Consider the following 22,031-nt stretch of genomic DNA (forward strand, 5'->3'; position numbering starts at 1 on the left):
CGCTAGATATGAATTAATATGCAAATAATGTGACTGTTTATTCCTTGGAGGATGTTTTGATTAAGTCAGCGCTATTGGTTCTCGAAGACGGAACCCAATTTCACGGTCGGGCCATCGGGGCAGAGGGTACGGCAGTGGGGGAAGTGGTCTTCAATACGTCGATGACCGGTTATCAAGAAATCCTCACTGATCCTTCCTACTCCCGCCAGATCGTTACTCTTACTTATCCTCATATCGGCAATGTCGGCACTAATGCTTCCGACGAAGAATCCTCCGCAGTACACGCCCAAGGTCTTGTTATTCGCGACCTGCCTTTGATTGCCAGCAACTACCGTAATGAAGAAGGCTTAGCTGAGTATCTCAAGCGCCACAACATTGTTGCGATTGCTGATATCGATACGCGTAAGCTGACACGTTTGCTGCGTGAGAAAGGGGCACAAAACGGCTGCATTATTGTGGGTGATTTGTCTGATGCCACTTTAGCACTAGAAAAGGCGAAAGCATTCCCGGGCCTGAAGGGGATGGATCTGGCAAAAGAAGTGAGCACGAAAGAGCGTTATGACTGGTTGCAAGGTAGCTGGACTCTGGAAGGTGACTTACCTGCGGCAACGCCACCAGAAGATTTGCCATTCCATGTGGTGGCATACGACTACGGCGTGAAGCGCAATATTCTGCGCATGCTGGTGGATAGAGGCTGTCGTCTGACGGTAGTTCCGGCACAGACACCGGCAGAAGAGGTGCTGAAGCTGAACCCAGATGGCATTTTCTTATCCAACGGCCCAGGTGACCCAGAACCATGTGATTATGCTATCGCGGCCATTAAGCGTTTTCTGGAAACTGACATTCCGGTGTTCGGCATCTGTTTAGGCCACCAATTACTGGCGTTGGCCAGTGGTGCAAAAACGGTAAAAATGAAGTTTGGTCACCACGGTGGCAACCATCCGGTGAAAGATTTAGATGCCGATTGCGTGATGATCACCGCACAGAACCACGGTTTTGCGGTAGATGAAACCACATTGCCATCCAACCTGCGAACTACGCATATTTCTTTATTCGATGGTTCTCTGCAAGGGATTCACCGTACTGATAAAGCCGCATTTAGCTTCCAGGGGCACCCAGAGGCCAGCCCAGGCCCGCATGATGCAGCGCCATTGTTCAATCACTTTATCGAACTGATTGAAGCTTACCGCGCAACAACTGCAAGCCGTAACAGTAGCCATACCAATAAATAATCAGGAGCGTCAAACCATGCCAAAACGTACAGATATAAAAAGCATCCTGATTCTGGGCGCTGGCCCAATCGTTATCGGCCAGGCCTGTGAGTTTGACTACTCCGGTGCCCAGGCTTGTAAGGCACTGCGTGAAGAAGGTTACCGTGTCATTCTGGTGAACTCCAACCCGGCAACCATCATGACTGACCCGGAAATGGCCGATGCCACTTATATCGAGCCAATCCACTGGGAAGTGGTACGCAAAATTATTGAAAAAGAGCGTCCAGATGCCGTTTTGCCCACTATGGGTGGCCAAACCGCACTGAACTGTGCGCTGGAGCTGGAACGCAAGGGCGTTCTGGCTGAGTTCGGTGTCACCATGATTGGTGCCACTGCCGATGCTATCGATAAAGCAGAAGACCGCCGTCGCTTTGATATCGCGATGAAGAAAATTGGTTTGGACACTGCACGTTCAGGTATCGCGCACAATATGGAAGAAGCACTGGCCGTAGCGGCTGATGTGGGCTTCCCTTGTATTATCCGCCCTTCCTTTACTATGGGTGGCACCGGCGGCGGTATCGCGTATAACCGTGAAGAGTTTGAAGAGATTTGTGAACGTGGGCTGGATTTATCGCCAACCAAAGAGCTGTTGATCGATGAGTCACTGATTGGTTGGAAAGAGTATGAGATGGAAGTTGTGCGCGACAAAAACGACAACTGCATCATCGTCTGCTCCATCGAAAACTTCGATGCGATGGGTATCCACACTGGTGACTCGATAACCGTTGCTCCAGCTCAGACTCTGACTGATAAAGAATACCAAATCATGCGTAATGCCTCGATGGCAGTGCTGCGTGAAATCGGCGTAGAAACCGGTGGCTCCAACGTGCAGTTCTCGGTTAACCCGAAAAATGGCCGTTTGATTGTTATCGAAATGAACCCACGGGTATCCCGTTCTTCCGCTCTGGCCTCTAAAGCAACCGGCTTCCCGATTGCTAAAATTGCCGCCAAGTTGGCAGTAGGTTACACGCTGGATGAGTTGATGAATGATATCACTGGTGGCCGCACGCCGGCCTCCTTTGAGCCATCTATCGACTATGTTGTGACCAAAATTCCACGTTTTAACTTCGAAAAATTTGCCGGTGCGAATGACCGTCTGACCACACAGATGAAATCGGTCGGCGAAGTGATGGCGATTGGCCGCACCTTGCAGGAATCGCTGCAAAAAGCCTTGCGCGGTCTGGAAGTTGGCGCGACCGGTTTTGACCCGAAAGTGAGTTTGGATGACCCAGAAGCACTGACTAAAATTCGCCGTGAGTTGAAAGAAGCCGGTTCTGATCGTATCTGGTATATCGCCGATGCTTTCCGTGCAGGCATGTCGGTTGATGGTGTTTTCAATCTGACTAACGTTGACCGCTGGTTCCTGGTGCAGATTGAAGAATTGGTTCGTCTGGAAGAGAGCGTGGCAGAGTGTGGTATCAATGGCCTGAATGCTGATTTTATGCGCCAGTTGAAGCGCAAAGGCTTTGCCGATGCCCGTTTGGCAAAATTGGTCGGCGCGGCGGAAAGTGAAGTGCGTAAGCTGCGTTACAAGCAGGGTTTGCATCCGGTTTACAAGCGTGTAGATACCTGTGCGGCTGAATTCTCTACCGATACCGCTTACATGTACTCAACCTACGAGGAAGAGTGTGAATCCAACCCAACCAGTGATCGTCCGAAAGTGATGGTACTGGGCGGCGGCCCGAACCGTATCGGTCAGGGTATTGAATTCGACTACTGTTGTGTACATGCGTCACTGGCGCTGCGTGAAGACGGTTACGAGACCATCATGGTGAACTGTAACCCTGAAACGGTTTCGACCGACTACGATACCTCTGATCGCCTCTATTTCGAATCTGTCACCCTGGAAGATGTGCTGGAAATCGTGCGTATTGAGAAGCCGCAAGGCGTTATCGTGCAGTACGGTGGTCAGACTCCATTGAAATTAGCACGTGAACTGGAAGCCGCCGGTGTTCCTGTTATCGGTACCAGCCCGGATGCTATCGACCGTGCAGAAGATCGTGAGCGTTTCCAACAGGCGGTAAATCGTCTGGGCTTGAAACAACCCGCGAACGCGACGGTTGCTACTATCGAACAAGCCGTAGAGAAAGCCACGGGTCTGGGTTATCCACTAGTGGTCCGCCCATCGTATGTCTTGGGTGGTCGCGCGATGGAAATCGTTTATGACGAAGTTGACTTGCGCCGCTACTTCCAAAATGCAGTGAGTGTCTCCAACGATGCACCAGTGCTGTTGGATCGTTTCCTCGATGACGCTGTTGAAGTGGATGTTGATGCCATTTGCGACGGTGAGCGCGTGTTGATCGGTGGCATTATGGAGCACATTGAGCAAGCAGGGGTGCACTCCGGTGACTCAGCCTGTTCATTGCCCGCTTACACCCTGAGTAAAGAAATTCAGGATGTGATGCGCCAACAAGTTGAAAAACTGGCGTTTGAACTCTGCGTGCGCGGTTTAATGAATGTGCAGTTTGCCGTAAAGAATAACGAAGTTTATCTGATTGAAGTTAACCCTCGAGCAGCCCGTACCGTACCATTTGTGTCTAAAGCCACCGGTATGCCACTGGCAAAAATCGCCGCACGCGTGATGGTGGGGCAGTCATTGGCAGAGCAGGGTATTCTGGAAGAAATTATTCCGCCTTATTACTCGGTAAAAGAAGTGGTATTGCCGTTTAACAAGTTCCCAGGTGTGGATCCGATTTTAGGGCCAGAAATGCGTTCTACCGGTGAAGTGATGGGGGTGGGCCGGACCTTCGCTGAAGCTTTCTCTAAAGCGATGCTGGGCAGTCAATCGGGCATGAAAAAGAGTGGCCGCGCACTGTTATCGGTTCGTGAGGGAGATAAACACCGGGTGGTTGACTTGGCTGCCAAGTTGCTCAAACAGGGCTTTGAATTGGATGCAACCCACGGTACTGCGGTGGTTCTAGGCGAGGCAGGGATAAATCCTCGCTTAGTCAACAAGGTACATGAAGGTCGTCCACACATTCAGGACCGTATCAAGAATGGCGAATATACTTATATTGTGAATACAACGGCAGGGCGTCAGGCGATTGAAGATTCTAAACTGATTCGCCGTAGTGCTTTGCAATATAAAGTGCATTACGACACCACCTTGAATGGTGGCTTCGCAACCGCAATGGCTTTGAATGCGGACCCTACCGAGCAAGTGATTTCAGTACAAGAAATGCATGCCAAGATTAAGAATATGAAAGCTTAATTTGGGCGCTAAGAAAGGGGGCGATGGAAACATCGCCCTTTTTTATGCTTACTATTTATAAAATCGCGCTTTTTACCCGCATAAACAGTATTTTTTATGCGCAGAAGTATTATTCATAAACGATAGTATTGTTCATAAACAACATTGGTGAAGATCAATGTTCGTGCGGGTTGTGGATAGTAGCTTATAGCCAGGCGTTAACAATCGGCGCAGCTAGCTTAATGCAACTTTGATACCCAGGCCGATTAACAGGCCGCCCAGTAATTTATCGACAACTTTTTGCACTTTCGCCAAACCGCGACGTACCGGCGCACTTTGAATCAGAATTACCAATAGAGGCCACCAGATAACGGCCAGTAGCCAGATGATTGAGGCGTACCACAGTTTCTCACCCACGCCGGAGTCTATCTGTAATATTTGTGTGAAAACGGCGAGAAAGAAAAGAGTCGCTTTGGGATTCAATAAATTGCAAAGATATCCCTGCAAGAATGCGGCTTTCAGCGTGACGGGATATTGTGCAGTGTTATCGATACTAAGCTTACTATCTCCTCGTGATAGCAGTGCCTGGATACCAATCCAGATCAAATAACCGGCTCCGGCATATTTCAGCAGGTTGAATAGCCATGGTGTGGTAGTGATAACAACTGCCAGGCCAGCCACGCAATAAGACATATGTGTCGCAACACCCAAAATTACGCCAAGGGCTGTCATCATGGCTGCGGGGCGGCGATAGCGGGCAGCATTTTTGATTACCAGAAAGAAATCTGGCCCGGGGGAGAGCATGCCCAAGGTAGCAAGGGTGGCAACAAATATAGAGGTTTCAAGCATAAGGATTACCGAGTGATAGTGGTGCTATCTGGCGATCATAACGCCACTTGGCTCCCTCTGCATTATTCTTATTTGTTATCTGTGGTGGTTTGGTTATCAGTAGTGATGGGATTGCAACAGATGTCTTTTACTTTTTGACGGATAGCGATGCACGAATATGAGCCTGGAAAATGTAATAAACAGTGATGTTTCGCATCAACAGCAGCGAGAGATTACGCGATTGTGCATCAAATGCGCCCTAATGCTGTTGCAGCATGGGGCTGAAAGTATGCTAGTTGAGCAGCTATCTGCACGGCTTGGTATGGCTCTGGGGATGGACAGCGTTGAGAGTTCTATCTCGGCTAACGCAATCGTGTTGACCACTATCAGCGAAGGTAACTGCCTGACATCTACCCGTAAAAATACCGATCGTGGCATCAATATGCAGGTAGTCACTGAAGTACAGCATATTGTGATTATGGCGGAGCATCGCTTATTGGATGCAAAAGATGTGGAAAAACGCTTCGAGCATATCAAACCTCTGCGTTATCCGCGCTGGCTGGTCGTTGTGATGGTGGCGCTCTCTTGTGGCTGTTTCAGTAAATTAAACGGTGGTGGTTGGGATGCGTTTTCCATTAGCTTTTTAGCCAGTGGGTTGGCGATGTTTGTTCGCCAGAGTCTGACGATTAATCATATGAATCCGCTGATTAATTTCTGTATCACTGCTTTTGTTGCCACATCCGCATCCGGTTTGTTGATGCGTTTACCGTTTTTCCAGGAAGCATCCAGCGTGGCGATGGCGGCCAGCGTACTGCTACTCGTGCCTGGGTTCCCGCTGATTAATGCGGTAGCCGATATGTTTAAGGGCCACGTTAATACCGGTTTGGCCCGTTGGGCGATGGCAAGTTTATTAACGTTATCAACCTGCATTGGGGTGATATTCGCGATGGCGTTATGGGGATTGCGGGGGTGGTAATGAATTTACTCTGGGCATTATTACAAGACATGGTGTTGGCGGCTATCCCGGCACTGGGTTTTGCTATGGTATTTAATGTGCCGGTGCGGGCATTGCGTTACTGCGCATTGCTGGGAGCGGTCGGGCACGGTTCGCGTATGTTAATGATCCATTTTGGTATGAATATCGAGCTGGCTTCATTATTGGCTTCAATTATGATTGGCGTCATCGGGATTAACTGGTCACGTTGGTTGCTGGCACATCCAAAAGTTTTCACTGTCGCGGCTGTTATTCCTATGTTTCCGGGTATTTCCGCCTATACCGCAATGATATCGGTCGTTGAGATTTCTCACTTGGGTTATAGCGAAGCGTTAATGTCCACGATGGTGACCAATTTCTTGAAAGCGTCATTTATTGTTGGAGCGTTGTCGATTGGTTTATCTTTGCCAGGATTATGGTTATATCGCAAACGTCCTGGTGTATAAGACTTTTTTTCTGCTCTGTTCATGTATCAGGCTAAGAGCAATCTTATATGTGTGATTAGCCTGCTTATCGCTATCGACGCTTGATTAGGCTTTACGTATAGTGTGAGCAATTTTTCGGTACTGGCTCTTGTAGCCTACAGGGTTTAAAAATGATTATCAGCCTGATCGCTGCGTTGGCGGCGGATCGCGTTATTGGTATGGAAAACGCCATGCCATGGCACTTACCGGCTGATTTAGCGTGGTTCAAACGTAACACGTTAAATAAACCGGTAATTATGGGTCGTAAGACCTTCGAATCAATCGGTCGTCCTTTGCCGGGGCGGTTGAATATTGTTATCAGTAGCCAGCCGGGTACTGATGAGCGCGTGACCTGGGCTACGTCAATTGAAGAAGCTCTCTCTTTCGCTGGCGACGTAGAAGAAGTTATGGTGATGGGGGGGGGGCGGGTCTATAAGCAATTCTTAGCTCGCGCGAATCGTATGTATCTTACCCATATCGATGCGGAAGTAGGGGGGGACACTCATTTCCCTGACTATGAGCCGGATGAGTGGGAAAGCACATTCAGTGAGTTTCATGACGCAGATGAAGCGAACTCGCACAGCTATTGTTTTGAGATCCTTGAGCGCCGCTGATTATTGCTACCATCCCAAATAAGACCTGCCTGCCTCAAACAAGAACGGCACCAAAAATAAAGGCGCATATTATGCGCCTTTATTTTTTAACATATAATTATCAGTATGTTACAGATAACTAAAGGGGGCTTTTGCCGCTGCTATTTCATTAGTGTTACTTACTTCTGCTTCCACTTTGAATGCATGCTGTGTGAAATAGCGTTTATCTTCCCAGCGCAGCAGCGTTAAATCGCCGCCCCAGCAACAACCGGTATCCAAGCCATAAATACCTTCAGGAACACCTTTCCCTTCCAGCGATGCCCAGTGACCAAAAATAATTGAATAGTCAGGGGAGACCAATCTTGGCAACTCGAACCAAGGCTTGAGTGGAGCGGGGGCATTTTCTGGCGTATCTTTACAGATCATATCCAACTGCCCGTTCGGGAAACAAAAACGCATGCGGGTCAGTGCATTAGTACTAAAACGCAAGCGTGCTAGCCCGGATAGCTCTGGTGACCAGTTATTCGGCATATCACCGTACATGGCATCGAGGAAGAGTGGATAGCTATCACTACTTAATACCGCCTCCACTTCACGTGCACACATTTGGGCGGTTTCAATATCCCATTGAGGTGTTATCCCGGCATGAGCCATGATCAATTTTAATTCATCATCAACTTGTAAGACCGGTTGGCGACGCAGCCAATTAATCAACTCATCAGCATCCGGCGCCTCAAGCAGTGGAGTAATACGATCTTTGGGTTTATTACGGCTGATACCGGCATAAACGGCCAGTAAATGCAGGTCATGGTTACCCAGAACCATACGAACAGCAGGCCCTAATGAGCGGACATAACGTAAAACATCCAGTGATGCTGGGCCACGGGCAACTAAATCACCGGTTAACCACAAAGTATCCTGCTGCGGATCAAAGCTCACCTGTGCTAATAGCGCAAGCAGCTCATCGAGGCAGCCATGAACATCGCCAATAAGATAAGTAGACATAGTTGAAAGATCAGAGTTAATGGATCAGTGCTGGGATCGCTAAGCGGAACACCGGAATTGCAGTACGGAAGGGCTGACCAAGGTGATCAACCATCTCATAATGCCCTTCCATGGTACCCAGCGGGGTTTCCAGTACAGCACCGCTGGTGTATTGAAACTCATTACCTGGCTGGATCAATGGCTGTTCGCCGATGACCCCTTCACCCTGAACTTCAGTCTGCCGGCCATTACTATTAGTGATTAACCAATAACGGCCAATCAGTTGCACATTTGAACGACCCAAATTGCGTATCGTCACGGTATAGGCGAAGACGAAACGTTCTTCATCAGGTATCGACTGGGTTTCCACATAGATACTTTGCACCTGTACACAAACGCGGGGCTGTTCAATCATAATGTGCTCCTGCTTATTCTTGCGGTGTCGATTGAGCTGAAAGCCAGTTAGCCAGCTTACAGTATTGCGCTACCGAAATATTCTCTGCCCGTAATATCGGGTCAATACCTAATTCGATTAACTGCTCTGGGGTGAATAGATCACCTAAGCTGTTACGCACGGTTTTTCTGCGCTGATTAAATGCTTGCGTGGTAATGCGGCTAAGCATACGAACGTCACCAACCGGATTCGGCATGTTGACATGCGGAATCAAGCGCACCACGGCCGAATCAACTTTTGGCGCGGGGGTAAACGCCGTTGGCGGTACTTCTAGCACCGGGATAACATTGCAATAGTATTGCGCCATCACCGTCAGTCGGCCATACGCTTTACTATTAGGTCCTGCGACCAGACGATTAACCACTTCTTTTTGCAACATGAAATGCATGTCACGAATAGCATCAGTATAGCTGAAAAGATGGAACATCAGCGGGGTGGAAATGTTGTATGGCAAGTTACCAAACACACGTAATGGCTGCCCAGCAAGCTCTGCTAACTCAGAAAAATTAACTTTCATCGCATCTTGTTGATGGATGGTTAGCTTGTCTTTCAGTTGCGGATGGCTGGCTAAACGAGCCGCCAGATCGCGATCAAGCTCGATCACCGTCATATGATCCATACGCGCAGCAACAGGTTCAGTCAATGCCCCTAAACCGGGACCTATTTCAACTACGGCTTCGCCAGGAACGGGGTGAATTGCAGAAACAATACTGTCGATGACAAACTGATCGTTTAAAAAGTTTTGTCCAAAGCGTTTGCGGGCAAAATGCCCTTGGTGGACTCTATTATTCATTGCTGTTATTTATCATTTTAATGGCTAAGTTTAATGCCGTAATGAAACTGCCAACATCGGCAGAACCGGTTGCGGCGAGTTCTAAAGCGGTACCGTGATCCACAGAAGTGCGGATAAAAGGCAAACCGAGAGTGATATTTACTGCCCGGCCAAACCCTTGATACTTCAGCACTGGCAATCCTTGATCATGATACATCGCCAGAACCGCATCTGCATGTTGTAGATATTTAGGTTGAAATAGGGTGTCTGCTGGTAGAGGGCCGATAAGATTTATACCTTGCTGACGCAGTGCATCTAGTGCAGGAATAATGGTATCGATCTCTTCATGGCCCATATGGCCACCTTCACCTGCGTGAGGATTCAGTCCGCACACATAAATCTGTGGTTGGCTAATGCCAAATTTGGTTTTCAGGTCGCTATCAAGAATCGTGATCACTTCATGCAGGCTAGCTTGAGTGATCGCGCCAGGTACGGCCAGCAGAGGTAAGTGGGTTGTCGCCAATGCCACACGTAACTCTTCAGTTGCCAGCATCATCACTACCCGTGGGCAGAGGCTGCGATCTGCAAAAAACTCGGTGTGTCCGATAAAAGGGATGCCAGCATCATTGATAATACTTTTTTGTACCGGGCCGGTGACCAATGCAGAAAATTCCCCGCTTATCGCGCCATCACAAGCCTTGGCCAATGTTTCCACAACATAGTGGCTGTTTTGGACGTCGAGTTTGCCGGGGATCACTTCTGTGGCCGTTTTTACCGGTAAGATAGTCAGTGACCCCGCTTGTTGCGCTAACGCAGGCTTGCTGGCTTGATATTCACGCAACTGCAAAGGCAGATTAAGCTGACGGGCCCGAGCAAGTAGCAAGGCCGGATCGGCACACACCACTAACTCAACAGGCCAATCCTGTTGAGCCAGAGCGACGACTAAATCTGGCCCGACCCCGGCTGGCTCACCGGGGGTAATAACAATACGATTATTGTGGTTGTGCATTACTACCATCAAGAATTTTTACATAAGCAGCAGCACGCTGCTCTTGCATCCAAGTTTGAGCTTCTTCAGCAAATTTACGGCTAAAGAGCATACGGTATGCCTTGTCTTTCTGTGCTGCATCAGTCTTGTCTACCTGACGTGTATCGACAACCTGAATTAAGTGCCAGCCGAAAGAAGAGTGAACCGGTGCACTGATCTCACCTTTTTGCAGTTTCATCAGCGCATCACGGAACGCCGGGTCATAAATATCTGGTGATGCCCAACCTAAGTCACCGCCTTGCATTGCAGAACCAGGATCCTGAGAGATCTCTTTGGCAATAGTGGCGAAGCTGGATTTACCACTCTTAATATCTGCCGCCGCTGCCGCTAACTTGGCACGAGCCTGATCGTCGGTCATTACCGGTGAAGGCTTCAGCAAGATGTGGCGGGCGTGAACTTCAGTCACGGAAACGGTCTTATCCGCACCACGGATATCATTTACTTTCAGGATGTGGAAACCGACACCAGAACGGATTGGCCCGACAACATCACCTTTGTTCGCAGTTTGTAATCTTTCAGCAAACAAAGAAGGCAGTTCCTGTAATTTGCCCCAACCCATCTGGCCGCCTTTCAGCGCCTGAGAGTCCGCCGAGTTGGCGATAGCCAATTTACCAAAATCAGCGCCGCCTTTAATGTCGGAGACTAATTTATTAGCCAGCTCTTCAGCCTGATCAACTTGCTGCTGAGAGGGATTTTCTGGCAATGGGATAAGAATGTGGCTGAGGTTCAGTTCAGCATCACCGCTGGTCTGGTTCCCAACTTGTTTGGCCAGTGACTCAACTTCCTGTGGCAGGATAGTTATTCGGCGGCGTACTTCGTTGTTACGCACTTCAGAAGTCAGCATCTCTTTACGGATCTGCTCGCGGTAAGTGTCATAATTCAGGCCATCAGCAGCCAGACGACTACGCATCTGAGCGGGAGTCATGCGGTTTTGCGCAGCGATATCAGCAATGGCTTTATCCAATGCTTCATCACTGATAGTAATACCCATCTTCTTCGCCATCTGTAACTGGATATTATCCATGATCAGACGCTCAAGAATCTGATGACGTAACGTCGCATCATCAGGAACTTGTTGCCCAGACTGCTGTGCATTCAGTTTCACGGATTGTAACAGACCGTCAACGTCACTTTGCAAAACGACGCCGTTATCAACCACTGCGGCAACTTTATCAACTTCTTGTGGTGCTGCGAACGCGGTATTGGCACAGACAACCAATCCGAGAATAAGCGTTCTCCAGTTCTTCATACCTTTTCCATTTATGTAATCCGCTTTAGCGGGTTAAAATTCACTGTATTCAGTGTGTTACACAGTATCAGAATGCACTTTGATAAGGCAGAATGCCTGAGCGCAGCATTTGTGCAGTACCCAGGTTGTGGTCGCTGCTCAGACCACGTAATTCGATGTTAAAACCAATCTTGTTATCATACTTACTGGCTTCTGTTTGTGAATTCCAGCCAGTAATTTTACGTTCATAGCCCACGTTTATTGCCCAGCAGCACGTGTTGTATTGTAAGCCAACTAACTGGCTAGCGGGCTGATTGGCTTTGGTATCGTAGTAATAAGCACCGACTAGTGCCCAACGATCCGCAATCGGCCAACTGGCGGTAGCACCAATCTGAGAAATGCCTTGCTGATAACCAGGACTTTTTACATTTGGTACTGCTGCCTGAATATATTCCGGGCTGGCATAGCGGTAATTCAATTGCATCATACGCTCTGAGTCTTTTCTATACTCCATTACCGCGTTACCCAGGGTCAAACTCCCCAAGCGGGTATCATACTGCACGCCACCTTTTAGACCCACTTGATCACTGATACGCCAGAATGTATCACCAGCCCAAACAAGGCTACCAGTATCATCACTGTTATCAATTGTTTCGCTATTACCGGTACGCGAACGGCTGAAGTAATAGATTTGACCCACAGAAGCATTAAAACGTTCAACCAGCGCATCATCATATATGCGTGAAGTTAAACCGGTAGATACCTGATTCGCAGACGCTATACGGTCCAGGCCACTATAGGTACGGTCACGGAACAGTCCCGAGTAGTCTGACTGCATCAGCGTGGTGTCGTAAATATAGATATCATCCTGATTGCGGTATGGAACATAGAGATACTGCATTCGTGGTTCGAGTGTCTGGGTGAAGCCTTCACTCCAATCCATTGGCCGATCAAATACCACTTTGCCATCAATTTTAAATTGCGGCATCACCCGGTTAATCGAGTCTTTTAAATCCGGAGCTGTCGCACCATTATTTTGGTTTGCATAATTACTGGCAAAACCATTTGGGATATCCTGCTGATAATGGGTTGCCAGTAATTTGGCTTCGGTATTCAGGCTACCCCAACCGTTGGACAGTGGTAGGTTAATCGCCGGTTCAATATGGAAGCGGCTGGCTTCTGGGTTTTCTGGATTGACGCTGGTGAATTTGGCGGCTTGACCGTAAACATGCAGATCAAACGGGCCAATATCATTTTTATAGTAGTTCATATCTAACTGAGGTTGGGCACGGTAAGCATTATTATTACCGGCGTCAGTAAAGACTTGGAACTGTTTAGAGGCCAAGGTGGCATCCCAGTTTTGATCAGCATAACCAACGCTGAATATTTGGGTTGCATAGCCGTCAGTGGTCGATCCGTATTGCGACGTTAAATCAGTAAAGTAATCTGGGTCACTAACACGGGTATAGTTGACGTTGAAACGCCAGACTTTATCCATCACACCGGAATGGCCCCAGTAGTACAACCAGCGGGTGGCCTCTTTATCGGTACCATCGGTGCCGTGGTATAAGCGATCACTCGGTAGCCAGTCTAATGCCATGGTGCCGCTGCCCGGAGCCAGCAAGTAGCGGAACTCGTTCTGCCACTGTAACCCACGCCGTTCCATGTAGTGAGGCGTAATTGTAGCATCGAAGTTGGGCGCAATATTCCAGTAGTATGGCAGCATAAATTCGATGCCGTTATTACTGGTATATTTAGCATTAGGGATCAGGAAGCCTGAGCGGCGTTTATCACCAACCGGTAATTGCATATAAGGACTGTAGAACACCGGTACTTTGCCAATCTTAAAGCGGGCATTCCAGATTTCTGCTACTTCTTCTTCGCGGTCATGAATAACCTCAGAACCCACGACACTCCAGCTATTATCACCTGGTAGACAGGAGGTAAACGTCCCATTTTCTAATATGGTGTAACGGTTCTGACCTCGTAACTTCATTAAATCCGCATCACCACGCCCTTGACGGCCAACCATCTGATATTTGCCTTTATCCATATCAGTGTCTTTGGTATTCAAGTTTGACCAGCCTTTCGGGCCTTTCAGCTTGATTTGCGGATCGTCATAATTAACGTCGCCAGTGGCCGTGACAGTACGAACCGGGATAGCTTCACCGGGTTTTTGTACCTGCGTCAGTTCAACCTGATTCGCGGTCAGGGTGCTATTGCCCTGCTGGACAATGACATTGCCGGTGAACAAGGCATTATCGGGATAATTGGCTTCGGTTTTATCCGCATTAATACGGACCGGTAGCTGATTCGGATCACCGCTGACCAATGGCTGGTCATAGGTGGGTACACCAAGCATACATTGCTCAGCGAGGCCGGCCAGCGATTGCTGGCTATATAGTGCCGTCCATATCAATGTGGCCAGCAGTGTTGGGAATCTTTTTTTCATACGCGGTTTTGGTGTTCCGTCATCGGGGGGCATCATGCCGGCAAACGGTCTGAGACTATATTACTCATCACAGTTGCGCTAGCGTTAAATCCGGCCGTTTGCACGTCTCGTTGTTAGGCGCTGAGCTGAATGCCGAGTATGATAATGCAAATTTTGACTGACGGCATGATGAATTGAGGAGTATATGCGGTATTGGGGAAAACTGCTCGGTCTGGTATTGGGCTTAATGTCTGGTGCTGGTTTCTGGGGTGTGGTACTGGGGTTGCTTGTCGGCCATATGGTAGACAGGGTGCGAAGCACGAAGCGCCGCGGCTATTTTGCCGATCAACAAACACGACAATTAATTTTTTTCCGCGCCACTTTTCAGGTCATGGGGCATTTAACCAAGGCTAAAGGGCGGGTTACGGAAGTTGATATTCAACTCGCCAGCCAGTTGATGGATCGAATGCAATTGCACGGTGAAGCTCGAACAGCCGCACAGCAAGCGTTTCGCGAAGGGAAAGAAAGCGATTTCCCATTGCGTGAAAGATTGCAGGAATTACGTGGTGTCTGTTTTGGGCGTTTCGATTTAATTCGGATGTTTCTGGAAATTCAATTACAGGCCGCATTTGCTGATGGATCTTTGCATCCTAACGAGCGGCAAGTGTTGTATGTCATTGCTGAAGAGTTAGGGATTTCGCGCGGCCAGTTTGATCAGTTCTTGAGCATGATTGAAGGCGGCCGTCAATTTGGTGGTCACGGCGGTTGGCAGGGCCAGCAGGGTGGATATTCTCAGGGGGGCTATCAGCAAGCCTCGAATGGCCCGACCTTAGAGGATGCCTGCAAAGTGCTGGGTATTAGCAATACTGACGACAGTGTGACCATCAAGCGTGCTTACCGTAAGTTAATGGGGGAGCATCATCCAGATAAGTTGGTGGCAAAAGGTCTGCCACCTGAAATGATGGAGATGGCGAAGCAAAAAGCCCAAGAGATTCAAGCTGCGTATGATTTGATTAAGCGCGAGAAGGGATTTAAATAGGTTTTGTTTCAACAGTGCCCACCTCAGATCGGCGTTAATGCGCCGTTCTGAGGTAATTTCGGGCCAATATTATTACGACAAAAATTAAAATTCCGCCTCACATTTAAAATGCATCGCCGTTCCAAACTCAGGGTGAGTAATACACAGCTCCTGCGCATGTAACTGCAAGCGGGATGCCATCGCTTTGGCCTCTGGATGGGCGTAGAAGCCATCACCAAGGATTGGGTGACCCATCGCCAGCATATGGACCCGTAATTGGTGTGAGCGCCCTGTGATGGGCGATAACTTCACTCGCGTGCTGCCATCAGTATCGCGTGACAGCACCAGATACTCAGTTTGTGCAGATTTACCGGTTTCATAACAGACTTTCTGCTTTGGCCGGTTTGGCCAGTCACAGATTAACGGCAGATCTATCAGCCCTTCATCTTCGGCCAGATGCCCCCAGACGCGGGCAATATAAGACTTTTTCGGTTCACGTTCGCGAAATTGGCGCTTAAGCTCGCGCTCAGCCGCTTTGGTCAGTGCCACGATAATTACGCCACTGGTGGCCATATCTAGCCGATGAACGGACTCTGCCGCCGGAAATTCAGCCTGAATACGAGTCATCACACTGTCTTTATTCTCCGGTGCGCGACCGGGCACAGAAAGTAGCCCACTAGGTTTGTTGACCACCATGATGTGCTCATCCTGATACAGGATGTGCAGCCAAGGGTCGCGTGGGGGATTATAGGGTTCCATTAGTGCTCCATTTATACCCTGCATCGTTCAAGTCACAGGTGTGTTGGCTGCTCTCGTTAACCCGAATAATTTGACTGTATAAGCTCATCAGGATTAATGCGCCTCATCCTTGAGGCTAGCATAAATGCTATTCAAATCGGTTCCCAACCGATTTGTCGCTGCTTGGTCGCCTGCCTGCATCTTGAAATCTATGGGGTATATTGCAGAAACAGATGATTACTCAGGGTTACTGATGTGTGACCACCACCAGGCGAATAGCATCTAAACGCCAGCCCGCTTGATTGAGGTTTTCCAGTACCATTTTACGGTTATGCTCTAGTGCTTCTATTTCGTCATCACGAATATTCGGGTTAACCGCTTTCAGGGCTTCCAAACGCGCCAGTTCGGTACTCAGCTTATCATCTGCTTCGTGCTTGGCCGATTCAATCAACAGTTGTGCCTGCTCTTCAACCAGTGCTTCTGCTTGTTGCAACATGGCGTGGACTTCTTGTTGCACAGCGTTGACCAGCTTACTGGAGGTGTGACGGTTTACCGCATTCAACTGACGGTTAAAGGTTTCAAATTCAACTTGTGCCGCCAGATTGGTGCCGTTTCGGTCCATCAGCATCCGCACTGGGGTGGGCGGTAAGAAACGGGTTAATTGCAAGTGTTTCGGCGCTTGAGCTTCTACCACATAAACCAATTCAGCCAACAGTGTTCCTACCGGTAATGCTTTGTTTTTCAATAAAGAAACTGCACAGCTTCCGGTATCGCCGGACAAGATCAAATCCAAACCATTACGGATGATCGGGTGCTCCCAACTCACAAACTGGGCATCTTCCCGCGATAACGCCTGTTCACGATCGAATGTCACGGTACAGCCGTCTTGCGGCAGCCCAGGGAAGTCCGGTACCAGCATATGATCAGAGGGGGTCAGTACGATCAGGTTGTCACTGCGATCTTCTTGGTTAATCCCGACAATATCGAACAGGTTAAGTGCGAAACTAACCAAATTAACGTCATTATCTTGATCTGCAATGATCTGCGCCAGTTGTTGACCATGCTCGCCACCGTTGGAATGCATCTCCAGTAGCCGATCACGCCCTTGTTCCAGTTGTAGTTTCAGCTCTTCGTGCTGTAGACGGCAGGCGTGAATAAATTCATCCAACCCTTCTTGTTCACTTGGCGTTGCCAGATAGCCGATCAGTTCTTGATAGCCACTGTCATAAATGGTGCGCCCGGTCGGGCAGGTGTGCTCGAAAGCATCCAAACCTTCATGATACCAACGCACCAATATCGCCTGCGCAGTATGTTCCAGATAAGGCACCATAATCTGGATTTCGCGGTTTTGACCGATACGGTCCAGACGGCCAATACGTTGTTCCAGCAAGTCCGGGTTAAACGGCAGGTCGAACATCACCAACTGGCAGGCAAACTGGAAATTACGGCCTTCTGAACCTATCTCAGAACACAGTAATACCTGAGCCCCATCTTCTTCAGAGGCAAAATAGGCCGCAGCGCGGTCACGCTCTATCAGTGATAAACCCTCATGGAACACGGCAGCACGAATAGCTTCACGCTCACGTAGCACCTGTTCAAGTTGTAAGGCAGTGGCTGCCTGGGCACAGATAACCAACACTTTCTCATTACGGTTAGCAATCAGATAGTTAAGTAACCACTCTACCCGTGGGTCAAAGTTCCACCAGGTGGCATTTTCCCCTTCAAACTCCTGATAGATTTGTTCCGGGTAAAGCATATCTTTGGCGCGCGCTTCCAACGTTTTTTTGGCACCCATGATGCCTGATACTTTAATCGCCGTCTGATATTGGGTTGGCAATGGCAGTTTGATTTGATGCAGGACGCGGTGCGGGAAGCCTTTCACCCCATTACGGGTATTACGGAACAAGATCCGGCTGGTACCATGTCTGTCCATCAGCATTGTTACCAACTCTTGGCGAGCGGCTTCGCTATCTTCACTTTGGCTGTTGGCCGCTTTCAGCAAGGGCTCAATATCCTGCTCATCAATGAGTTCGCCCAACAGATTCAGTTTATCGTCAGTTAAGCGCTCACCACCCAGCAGTAGCGTCACAGCATCTGCAATCGGACGATACTTCTGCTGTTCATTGACGAACTCTTCGTAATCGTGGAAGCGATCGGGATCCAGCAAACGCAGACGAGCAAAATGGCTCTGCTGGCCCAATTGCTCTGGTGTTGCGGTCAACAGCAGCACACCTGGGATATTCTCAGCCAATTGTTCAATGACTTGATATTCACGACTTGGGGCTTCTTCGCTCCAGGCCAGATGGTGCGCCTCATCCACCACCAACAGATCCCAAGACGCATCTGCCAGTTGTTCCAGCCGTTGCTTATTGCGGCGCACAAAATCCAGTGAACAGATAACCATCTGCTCGGTTTCAAACGGATTGGTGCTGTCGAGCAGGGCTTCGGAGTAGCGGCTGTCATCAAACAGTGAGAAGCGCAAATTGAAGCGGCGCAACATTTCCACCAACCACTGATGTTGTAGGCTTTCTGGCACTACAATCAGGATACGTTCAGCACGGCCTGATAACAGCTGTTGGTGAATGATCATCCCGGCTTCGATGGTTTTACCTAAACCTACTTCATCGGCCAATAATACCCTTGGTGCATGGCGCTGACCCACTTCATAGGCGATATGTAATTGGTGTGGGATCAGGCTGGCACGGATACCGCGTAACCCACTCCATGGCAGACGGAACTGCTCACTTTGATATTTACGAGCACGAAAACGCAGGGCAAAGCGATCCATACGATCGATCTGACCGGCAAATAGCCGATCCTGCGGTTTGCTAAACGTCAGTTTGCTATCGAGCAACACTTCACGCATTGAGACGCCGGTTTCCTCAGTATCCAAACGGGTCCCAATATAAGTAATCAGCCCATTTTCATGAGTCACTTCTTCCACTTTTAGCTGCCAGCCTTCGTGGTTGGTGATGGTATCGCCCGGATTGAACATGACGCGGGTGATTGGCGAATCATTTCTAGCGTAAAGGCGGTTTTCACCGGTTGCGGGAAACAGTAAGGTAATCATGCGTACGTCGATGGCAACGACAGTACCCAATCCAAGTTCGCTTTCTGTGTCGCTGATCCAGCGTTGACCAAGTGTAAAAGGCATAAATTATCGGCTCGATTTTTTGTTGGACAGTTAAGGAAATGCTTTTTAAATTATCTGGTTATAAATAATTAGTGGCAGCCAAATATCATAAAACCACTGGCAATAGTCTACCCTCCGCGCAGGCGATGCGGCCTGAGAGTCTGTCTGAAAATGTGGCATCTACAGGCAGCACCCAATAAGAAGGAGTATTACGGCTAGCGGTTATGTAATGTGATTAATGCGAATTTTGGCAAGGGCGCTATGGTAATGGAAGCGGAGCGTTTCGTCACCTGTAAAATACCCGTCATACTTCAAGCTGCATGTGCGTTGGCGGCCGCAGTTTACCCCAGTCACTTACTGCTCTTGATCTTAAAATTAATAAGCTCTTGGGATTATGAGCCTCATCAGAGGCTCACCCTACGGGCCAGCGCAAGCGCTGTTAAAATGGTTTACCACCAATTTATCGCTCATTTGCCGTCTTCCTGCACTCGAATTATCTAGGGTATAAGTATCAGAATAGCCCCATCTGACCTGTTATTAAGGTGGTGAAGTCATCGTGCATAAAAGGAAGTATAGCGTCTGCTACCGGTTGCAACTGTCGTGTCAGGTAGTGATCGTAGTCGATAGGGGATTGCCGAATCTCAAGGGGTTCGGGGCCAGCGGTGGTCATGACATAGCTTATCCAGCCTCCATTTTGATATTGCAGCGGGCGACCGAGCTTGCGGTTAAACTCATCCGCCAAGCGTGCCGCTCTGGCGTGAGGTGGCACATTACGCTGATAGTCATCCAGCCGTCGGCGTAGACGTTTGCGGTAAACTAGCTGTTCATCTAATTCGCCATTCAGGGTTCGCGCTACGTAATCCCGCAGATAATCCTGATAGGGTTGCCGCTGAAAAATGCGCAGATACAATTCTCGCTGAAATTGCTGTGCCAGTGGTGTCCAGTCAGTGCGCACGGTTTCCAACCCTTTGTACACCATCTGATCACCCTCGGGCGTAGAAATCAGCCCGGCATAGCGTTTTTTACTGCCTTGCTCGGCACCCCGGATGGTAGGCATCAGAAAACGTCGATAGTGAGTTTCAAATTCCAGTTCCAGGGCGCAGGGTAGATTAAAGGTTTGTTGTATATGATCTTTCCACCATAGATTGACCTGGCGTACCAACTCTTTACCTATCTGTGATGCCTGCTCTTCACTGTGAGCATTTTTCAGCCAGACGAAGGTTGAATCGGTATCACCATAAATCACCTGATAACCCTGTGCTTCAATGAGCTCGCGGGTCTGGCGCATGATGTCATGGCCGCGCAAGGTGATAGACGATGCCAGTCTGGGATCGAAAAAGCGGCAGCCGCTGGAACCCAATACGCCATAAAAGGCGTTCATAATGATCTTCAGTGCTTGTGATAACGGTTTGTTTTTCTGACGTTTAGCCGCTTCCCGGCCCTGCCAGATTTGGTTAACGATGGCGGGCAAACAGTGTTTCTCGCGCGAGAACCAGGCACCGCGAAATCCCGGCACTGAGTGCTGTTCATCAGGCTGAGCCATACCTGCCACTAACCCGACCGGATCGATTAAAAAGGTGCGAATAATCGACGGATACAGGCTTTTATAGTCAAGCACCAATACCGAGTCATACAAGCCGGGTTGGGAGTCCATCACAAAACCACCGGGGCTGTGCTCTTCTGGCAACTCTCCTAAATTGGGGGCGACATAGCCGATGCGGTGCATCCGTGGCAGGTAAAGATGGGTGAACGCCGCCACGGAGCCACCGCTACGATCCGCGGCTAACCCCGTCACCGTGGCACGTTCCAACAGGAAGCTGAGCAGCTCGGTCTTGGCAAAAATCCGTGTCACCAGCTCGCAATCTTTCAGGTTATAGCGCGCCAGTGCCGGTTTGTCATGGGCGAAACGTTGATTGATTTCATCCATTCGTTGATAAGGGCTGTCGCTGGCTTTGCCTTCGCCCAGCAGGGTTTGCGAAACAGATTCCAGACTAAATGACGGGAAATTCCAGGTGGCGGATTTTAGCGCCTCAATCCCGTCGATAATCAATCGACCGGCTGCCGAGGCAAAAAAGTGCCCTTGTTTAAAGCCGTGTTCACGCCATTCCAGCAGGTTGCCACCACGGCCAAAGCGCAGTGGGATCTGATAGCGGTCAGCGTGTTTTTGCAGAACACGTAAGTCGAACTGCACCAGATTCCAGCCGATAATGGCATCGGGATCATGCACTGCCAGCCACTGGTTTAGTTTTTCCAACAACTGTGGGCGGCTGGCGACGTATTCCAGATTGAAATCCAGCGCCGCACTTTCAACCGTATCACCGTTAGGTGGCCCCAACATGTAAACCTGACGCTGGCCGCATCCTTCCAGCCCAATACAGTACAGCTCGCCATGTTCACTGGTTTCGATATCCAGCGACAGCAGTTTCAGTGTCGGACGATAATCCTCGGCCGGTTTCATTTGGGTATTAAGCAGCGGGCCATGGTTATTGTCATCACCGCTGAACCACACCGGCGCGGTAATAAATCGTTCCATCAGAAACCGTTCTGGTGGGCGAATATCACCTTCATAGACATTTACACCACTTTCGCGCAGCAGTTTCTCCAAACGAATTAATTGACGATGTTGGCTGCAATACAGGCCCAGCACCGGGCGCTGATGGAAATCGGTCAGTTCAAGTGGGCGCAACTGCCAGCGGCGTTCATCACGCAGCACGGTTTCAGCCCGTTGCCGTTGTTCGGCCGGGATAAATGCCACCGAGGGTTGCGGCGGCAGCCTGACTTGCTGCGGCCCTTCATCGGTAGCTAACCAGAATTCAACTTCGGTGCCTGCCTGCGTGTCGCGCCAATGGCGAGTGAGCAGGAAGCCCTGACGATGTTGTGCCACA

At 49.3% G+C, this 22,031-nt stretch carries 16 protein-coding genes; 6 read left to right on the forward strand and 10 right to left on the reverse strand.

Features of this window, described 5'->3' with window-relative positions; translation table 11 throughout:
* Positions 1-56 precede the first annotated feature (56 nt).
* Both carA and carB read left to right on the forward strand, forming a co-directional pair.
* Positions 57-1,232: a glutamine-hydrolyzing carbamoyl-phosphate synthase small subunit gene (carA, locus tag Q2T71_RS02165; protein WP_372557979.1), complete on the forward strand. Its 1,176-nt coding sequence runs from the start codon at positions 57-59 to the stop codon at positions 1,230-1,232.
* 16 nt (positions 1,233-1,248) lie between these two features.
* A complete protein-coding gene (carB, locus tag Q2T71_RS02170; RefSeq protein ID WP_005192981.1) occupies positions 1,249-4,482 on the forward strand; it encodes a carbamoyl-phosphate synthase large subunit in 3,234 nt (1,077 codons plus the stop codon).
* Positions 4,483-4,695: 213 nt separating this feature from the next.
* Here carB and Q2T71_RS02175 read toward each other — a convergent pair whose 3' ends face one another.
* A complete protein-coding gene (locus tag Q2T71_RS02175) occupies positions 4,696-5,310 on the reverse strand; it encodes a LysE family transporter (protein ID WP_372557980.1) in 615 nt (204 codons plus the stop codon).
* A 157-nt stretch (positions 5,311-5,467) separates the two neighbouring features.
* Here Q2T71_RS02175 and Q2T71_RS02180 point away from each other — a divergent pair, with 157 nt between their 5' ends.
* The 3 genes from Q2T71_RS02180 (at position 5,468) to folA (ending at position 7,361) form a co-directional block, all read left to right on the forward strand.
* Positions 5,468-6,265 (forward strand): threonine/serine exporter ThrE family protein, encoded by a 798-nt coding sequence (locus Q2T71_RS02180; protein ID WP_083160598.1) that lies wholly within the window; start codon positions 5,468-5,470, stop codon positions 6,263-6,265.
* Positions 6,265-6,729 carry a threonine/serine exporter gene (locus Q2T71_RS02185; protein ID WP_193784728.1) on the forward strand — a complete coding sequence of 155 codons (465 nt, stop codon included), beginning with the start codon at positions 6,265-6,267 and terminating at the stop codon, positions 6,727-6,729. The genes Q2T71_RS02180 and Q2T71_RS02185 overlap by 1 nt, the downstream gene beginning before the upstream one ends.
* A 149-nt stretch (positions 6,730-6,878) precedes the next feature.
* Positions 6,879-7,361, forward strand: coding sequence for a type 3 dihydrofolate reductase (gene folA, locus Q2T71_RS02190; protein WP_083160596.1), 483 nt, complete (start codon positions 6,879-6,881; stop codon positions 7,359-7,361).
* A gap of 108 nt (positions 7,362-7,469) precedes the next feature.
* On the opposite strand, the gene apaH is transcribed toward folA, so the two are convergent.
* The 6 genes from apaH to lptD all read right to left on the reverse strand — a co-directional run bounded on the left by apaH (position 7,470) and on the right by lptD (position 14,278).
* Positions 7,470-8,345 (reverse strand): bis(5'-nucleosyl)-tetraphosphatase (symmetrical) ApaH, encoded by an 876-nt coding sequence (gene apaH, locus Q2T71_RS02195; protein WP_372557981.1) that lies wholly within the window; start codon positions 8,343-8,345, stop codon positions 7,470-7,472.
* A 16-nt stretch (positions 8,346-8,361) separates the two neighbouring features.
* On the reverse strand, positions 8,362-8,739 hold the full coding sequence (gene apaG / locus Q2T71_RS02200) for a Co2+/Mg2+ efflux protein ApaG (RefSeq protein WP_083160592.1): 378 nt from the start codon (positions 8,737-8,739) through the stop codon (positions 8,362-8,364).
* Positions 8,740-8,752: 13 nt separating this feature from the next.
* Entirely contained in the window at positions 8,753-9,571 is an 819-nt protein-coding gene (rsmA, locus tag Q2T71_RS02205) for a 16S rRNA (adenine(1518)-N(6)/adenine(1519)-N(6))-dimethyltransferase RsmA (protein WP_083160590.1), read from the reverse strand.
* On the reverse strand, positions 9,564-10,559 hold the full coding sequence (gene pdxA / locus Q2T71_RS02210; protein WP_372557982.1) for a 4-hydroxythreonine-4-phosphate dehydrogenase PdxA: 996 nt from the start codon (positions 10,557-10,559) through the stop codon (positions 9,564-9,566). The genes rsmA and pdxA overlap by 8 nt, the downstream gene beginning before the upstream one ends.
* A complete protein-coding gene (surA, locus tag Q2T71_RS02215; RefSeq protein ID WP_372557983.1) occupies positions 10,543-11,847 on the reverse strand; it encodes a peptidylprolyl isomerase SurA in 1,305 nt (434 codons plus the stop codon). Before surA ends, pdxA begins: the two co-directional genes overlap by 17 nt.
* A gap of 67 nt (positions 11,848-11,914) precedes the next feature.
* Positions 11,915-14,278, reverse strand: a complete 2,364-nt coding sequence (gene lptD, locus Q2T71_RS02220) for an LPS assembly protein LptD (protein ID WP_372557984.1) — start codon at positions 14,276-14,278, stop codon at positions 11,915-11,917.
* 184 nt (positions 14,279-14,462) lie between these two features.
* Between lptD and djlA the strand changes: the two genes are divergently transcribed.
* On the forward strand, positions 14,463-15,296 hold the full coding sequence (gene djlA, locus Q2T71_RS02225; protein WP_083160582.1) for a co-chaperone DjlA: 834 nt from the start codon (positions 14,463-14,465) through the stop codon (positions 15,294-15,296).
* Between the two features lie 84 nt (positions 15,297-15,380).
* Here djlA and rluA read toward each other — a convergent pair whose 3' ends face one another.
* From rluA to Q2T71_RS02240, 3 genes are all read right to left on the reverse strand, one after another.
* Positions 15,381-16,034, reverse strand: a complete 654-nt coding sequence (gene rluA / locus Q2T71_RS02230) for a bifunctional tRNA pseudouridine(32) synthase/23S rRNA pseudouridine(746) synthase RluA (RefSeq protein WP_372557985.1) — start codon at positions 16,032-16,034, stop codon at positions 15,381-15,383.
* A gap of 226 nt (positions 16,035-16,260) precedes the next feature.
* Positions 16,261-19,167 (reverse strand): RNA polymerase-associated protein RapA, encoded by a 2,907-nt coding sequence (gene rapA, locus Q2T71_RS02235; protein WP_372557986.1) that lies wholly within the window; start codon positions 19,165-19,167, stop codon positions 16,261-16,263.
* Positions 19,168-19,657: 490 nt separating this feature from the next.
* Positions 19,658-22,030 carry a DNA polymerase II gene (locus tag Q2T71_RS02240; RefSeq protein ID WP_372557987.1) on the reverse strand — a complete coding sequence of 791 codons (2,373 nt, stop codon included), beginning with the start codon at positions 22,028-22,030 and terminating at the stop codon, positions 19,658-19,660.
* Position 22,031: the final 1 nt, after the last annotated feature.

Source organism: Yersinia sp. 1652 StPb PI (genome assembly GCF_041538345.1).
Lineage (GTDB): Bacteria > Pseudomonadota > Gammaproteobacteria > Enterobacterales > Enterobacteriaceae > Yersinia > Yersinia enterocolitica_E.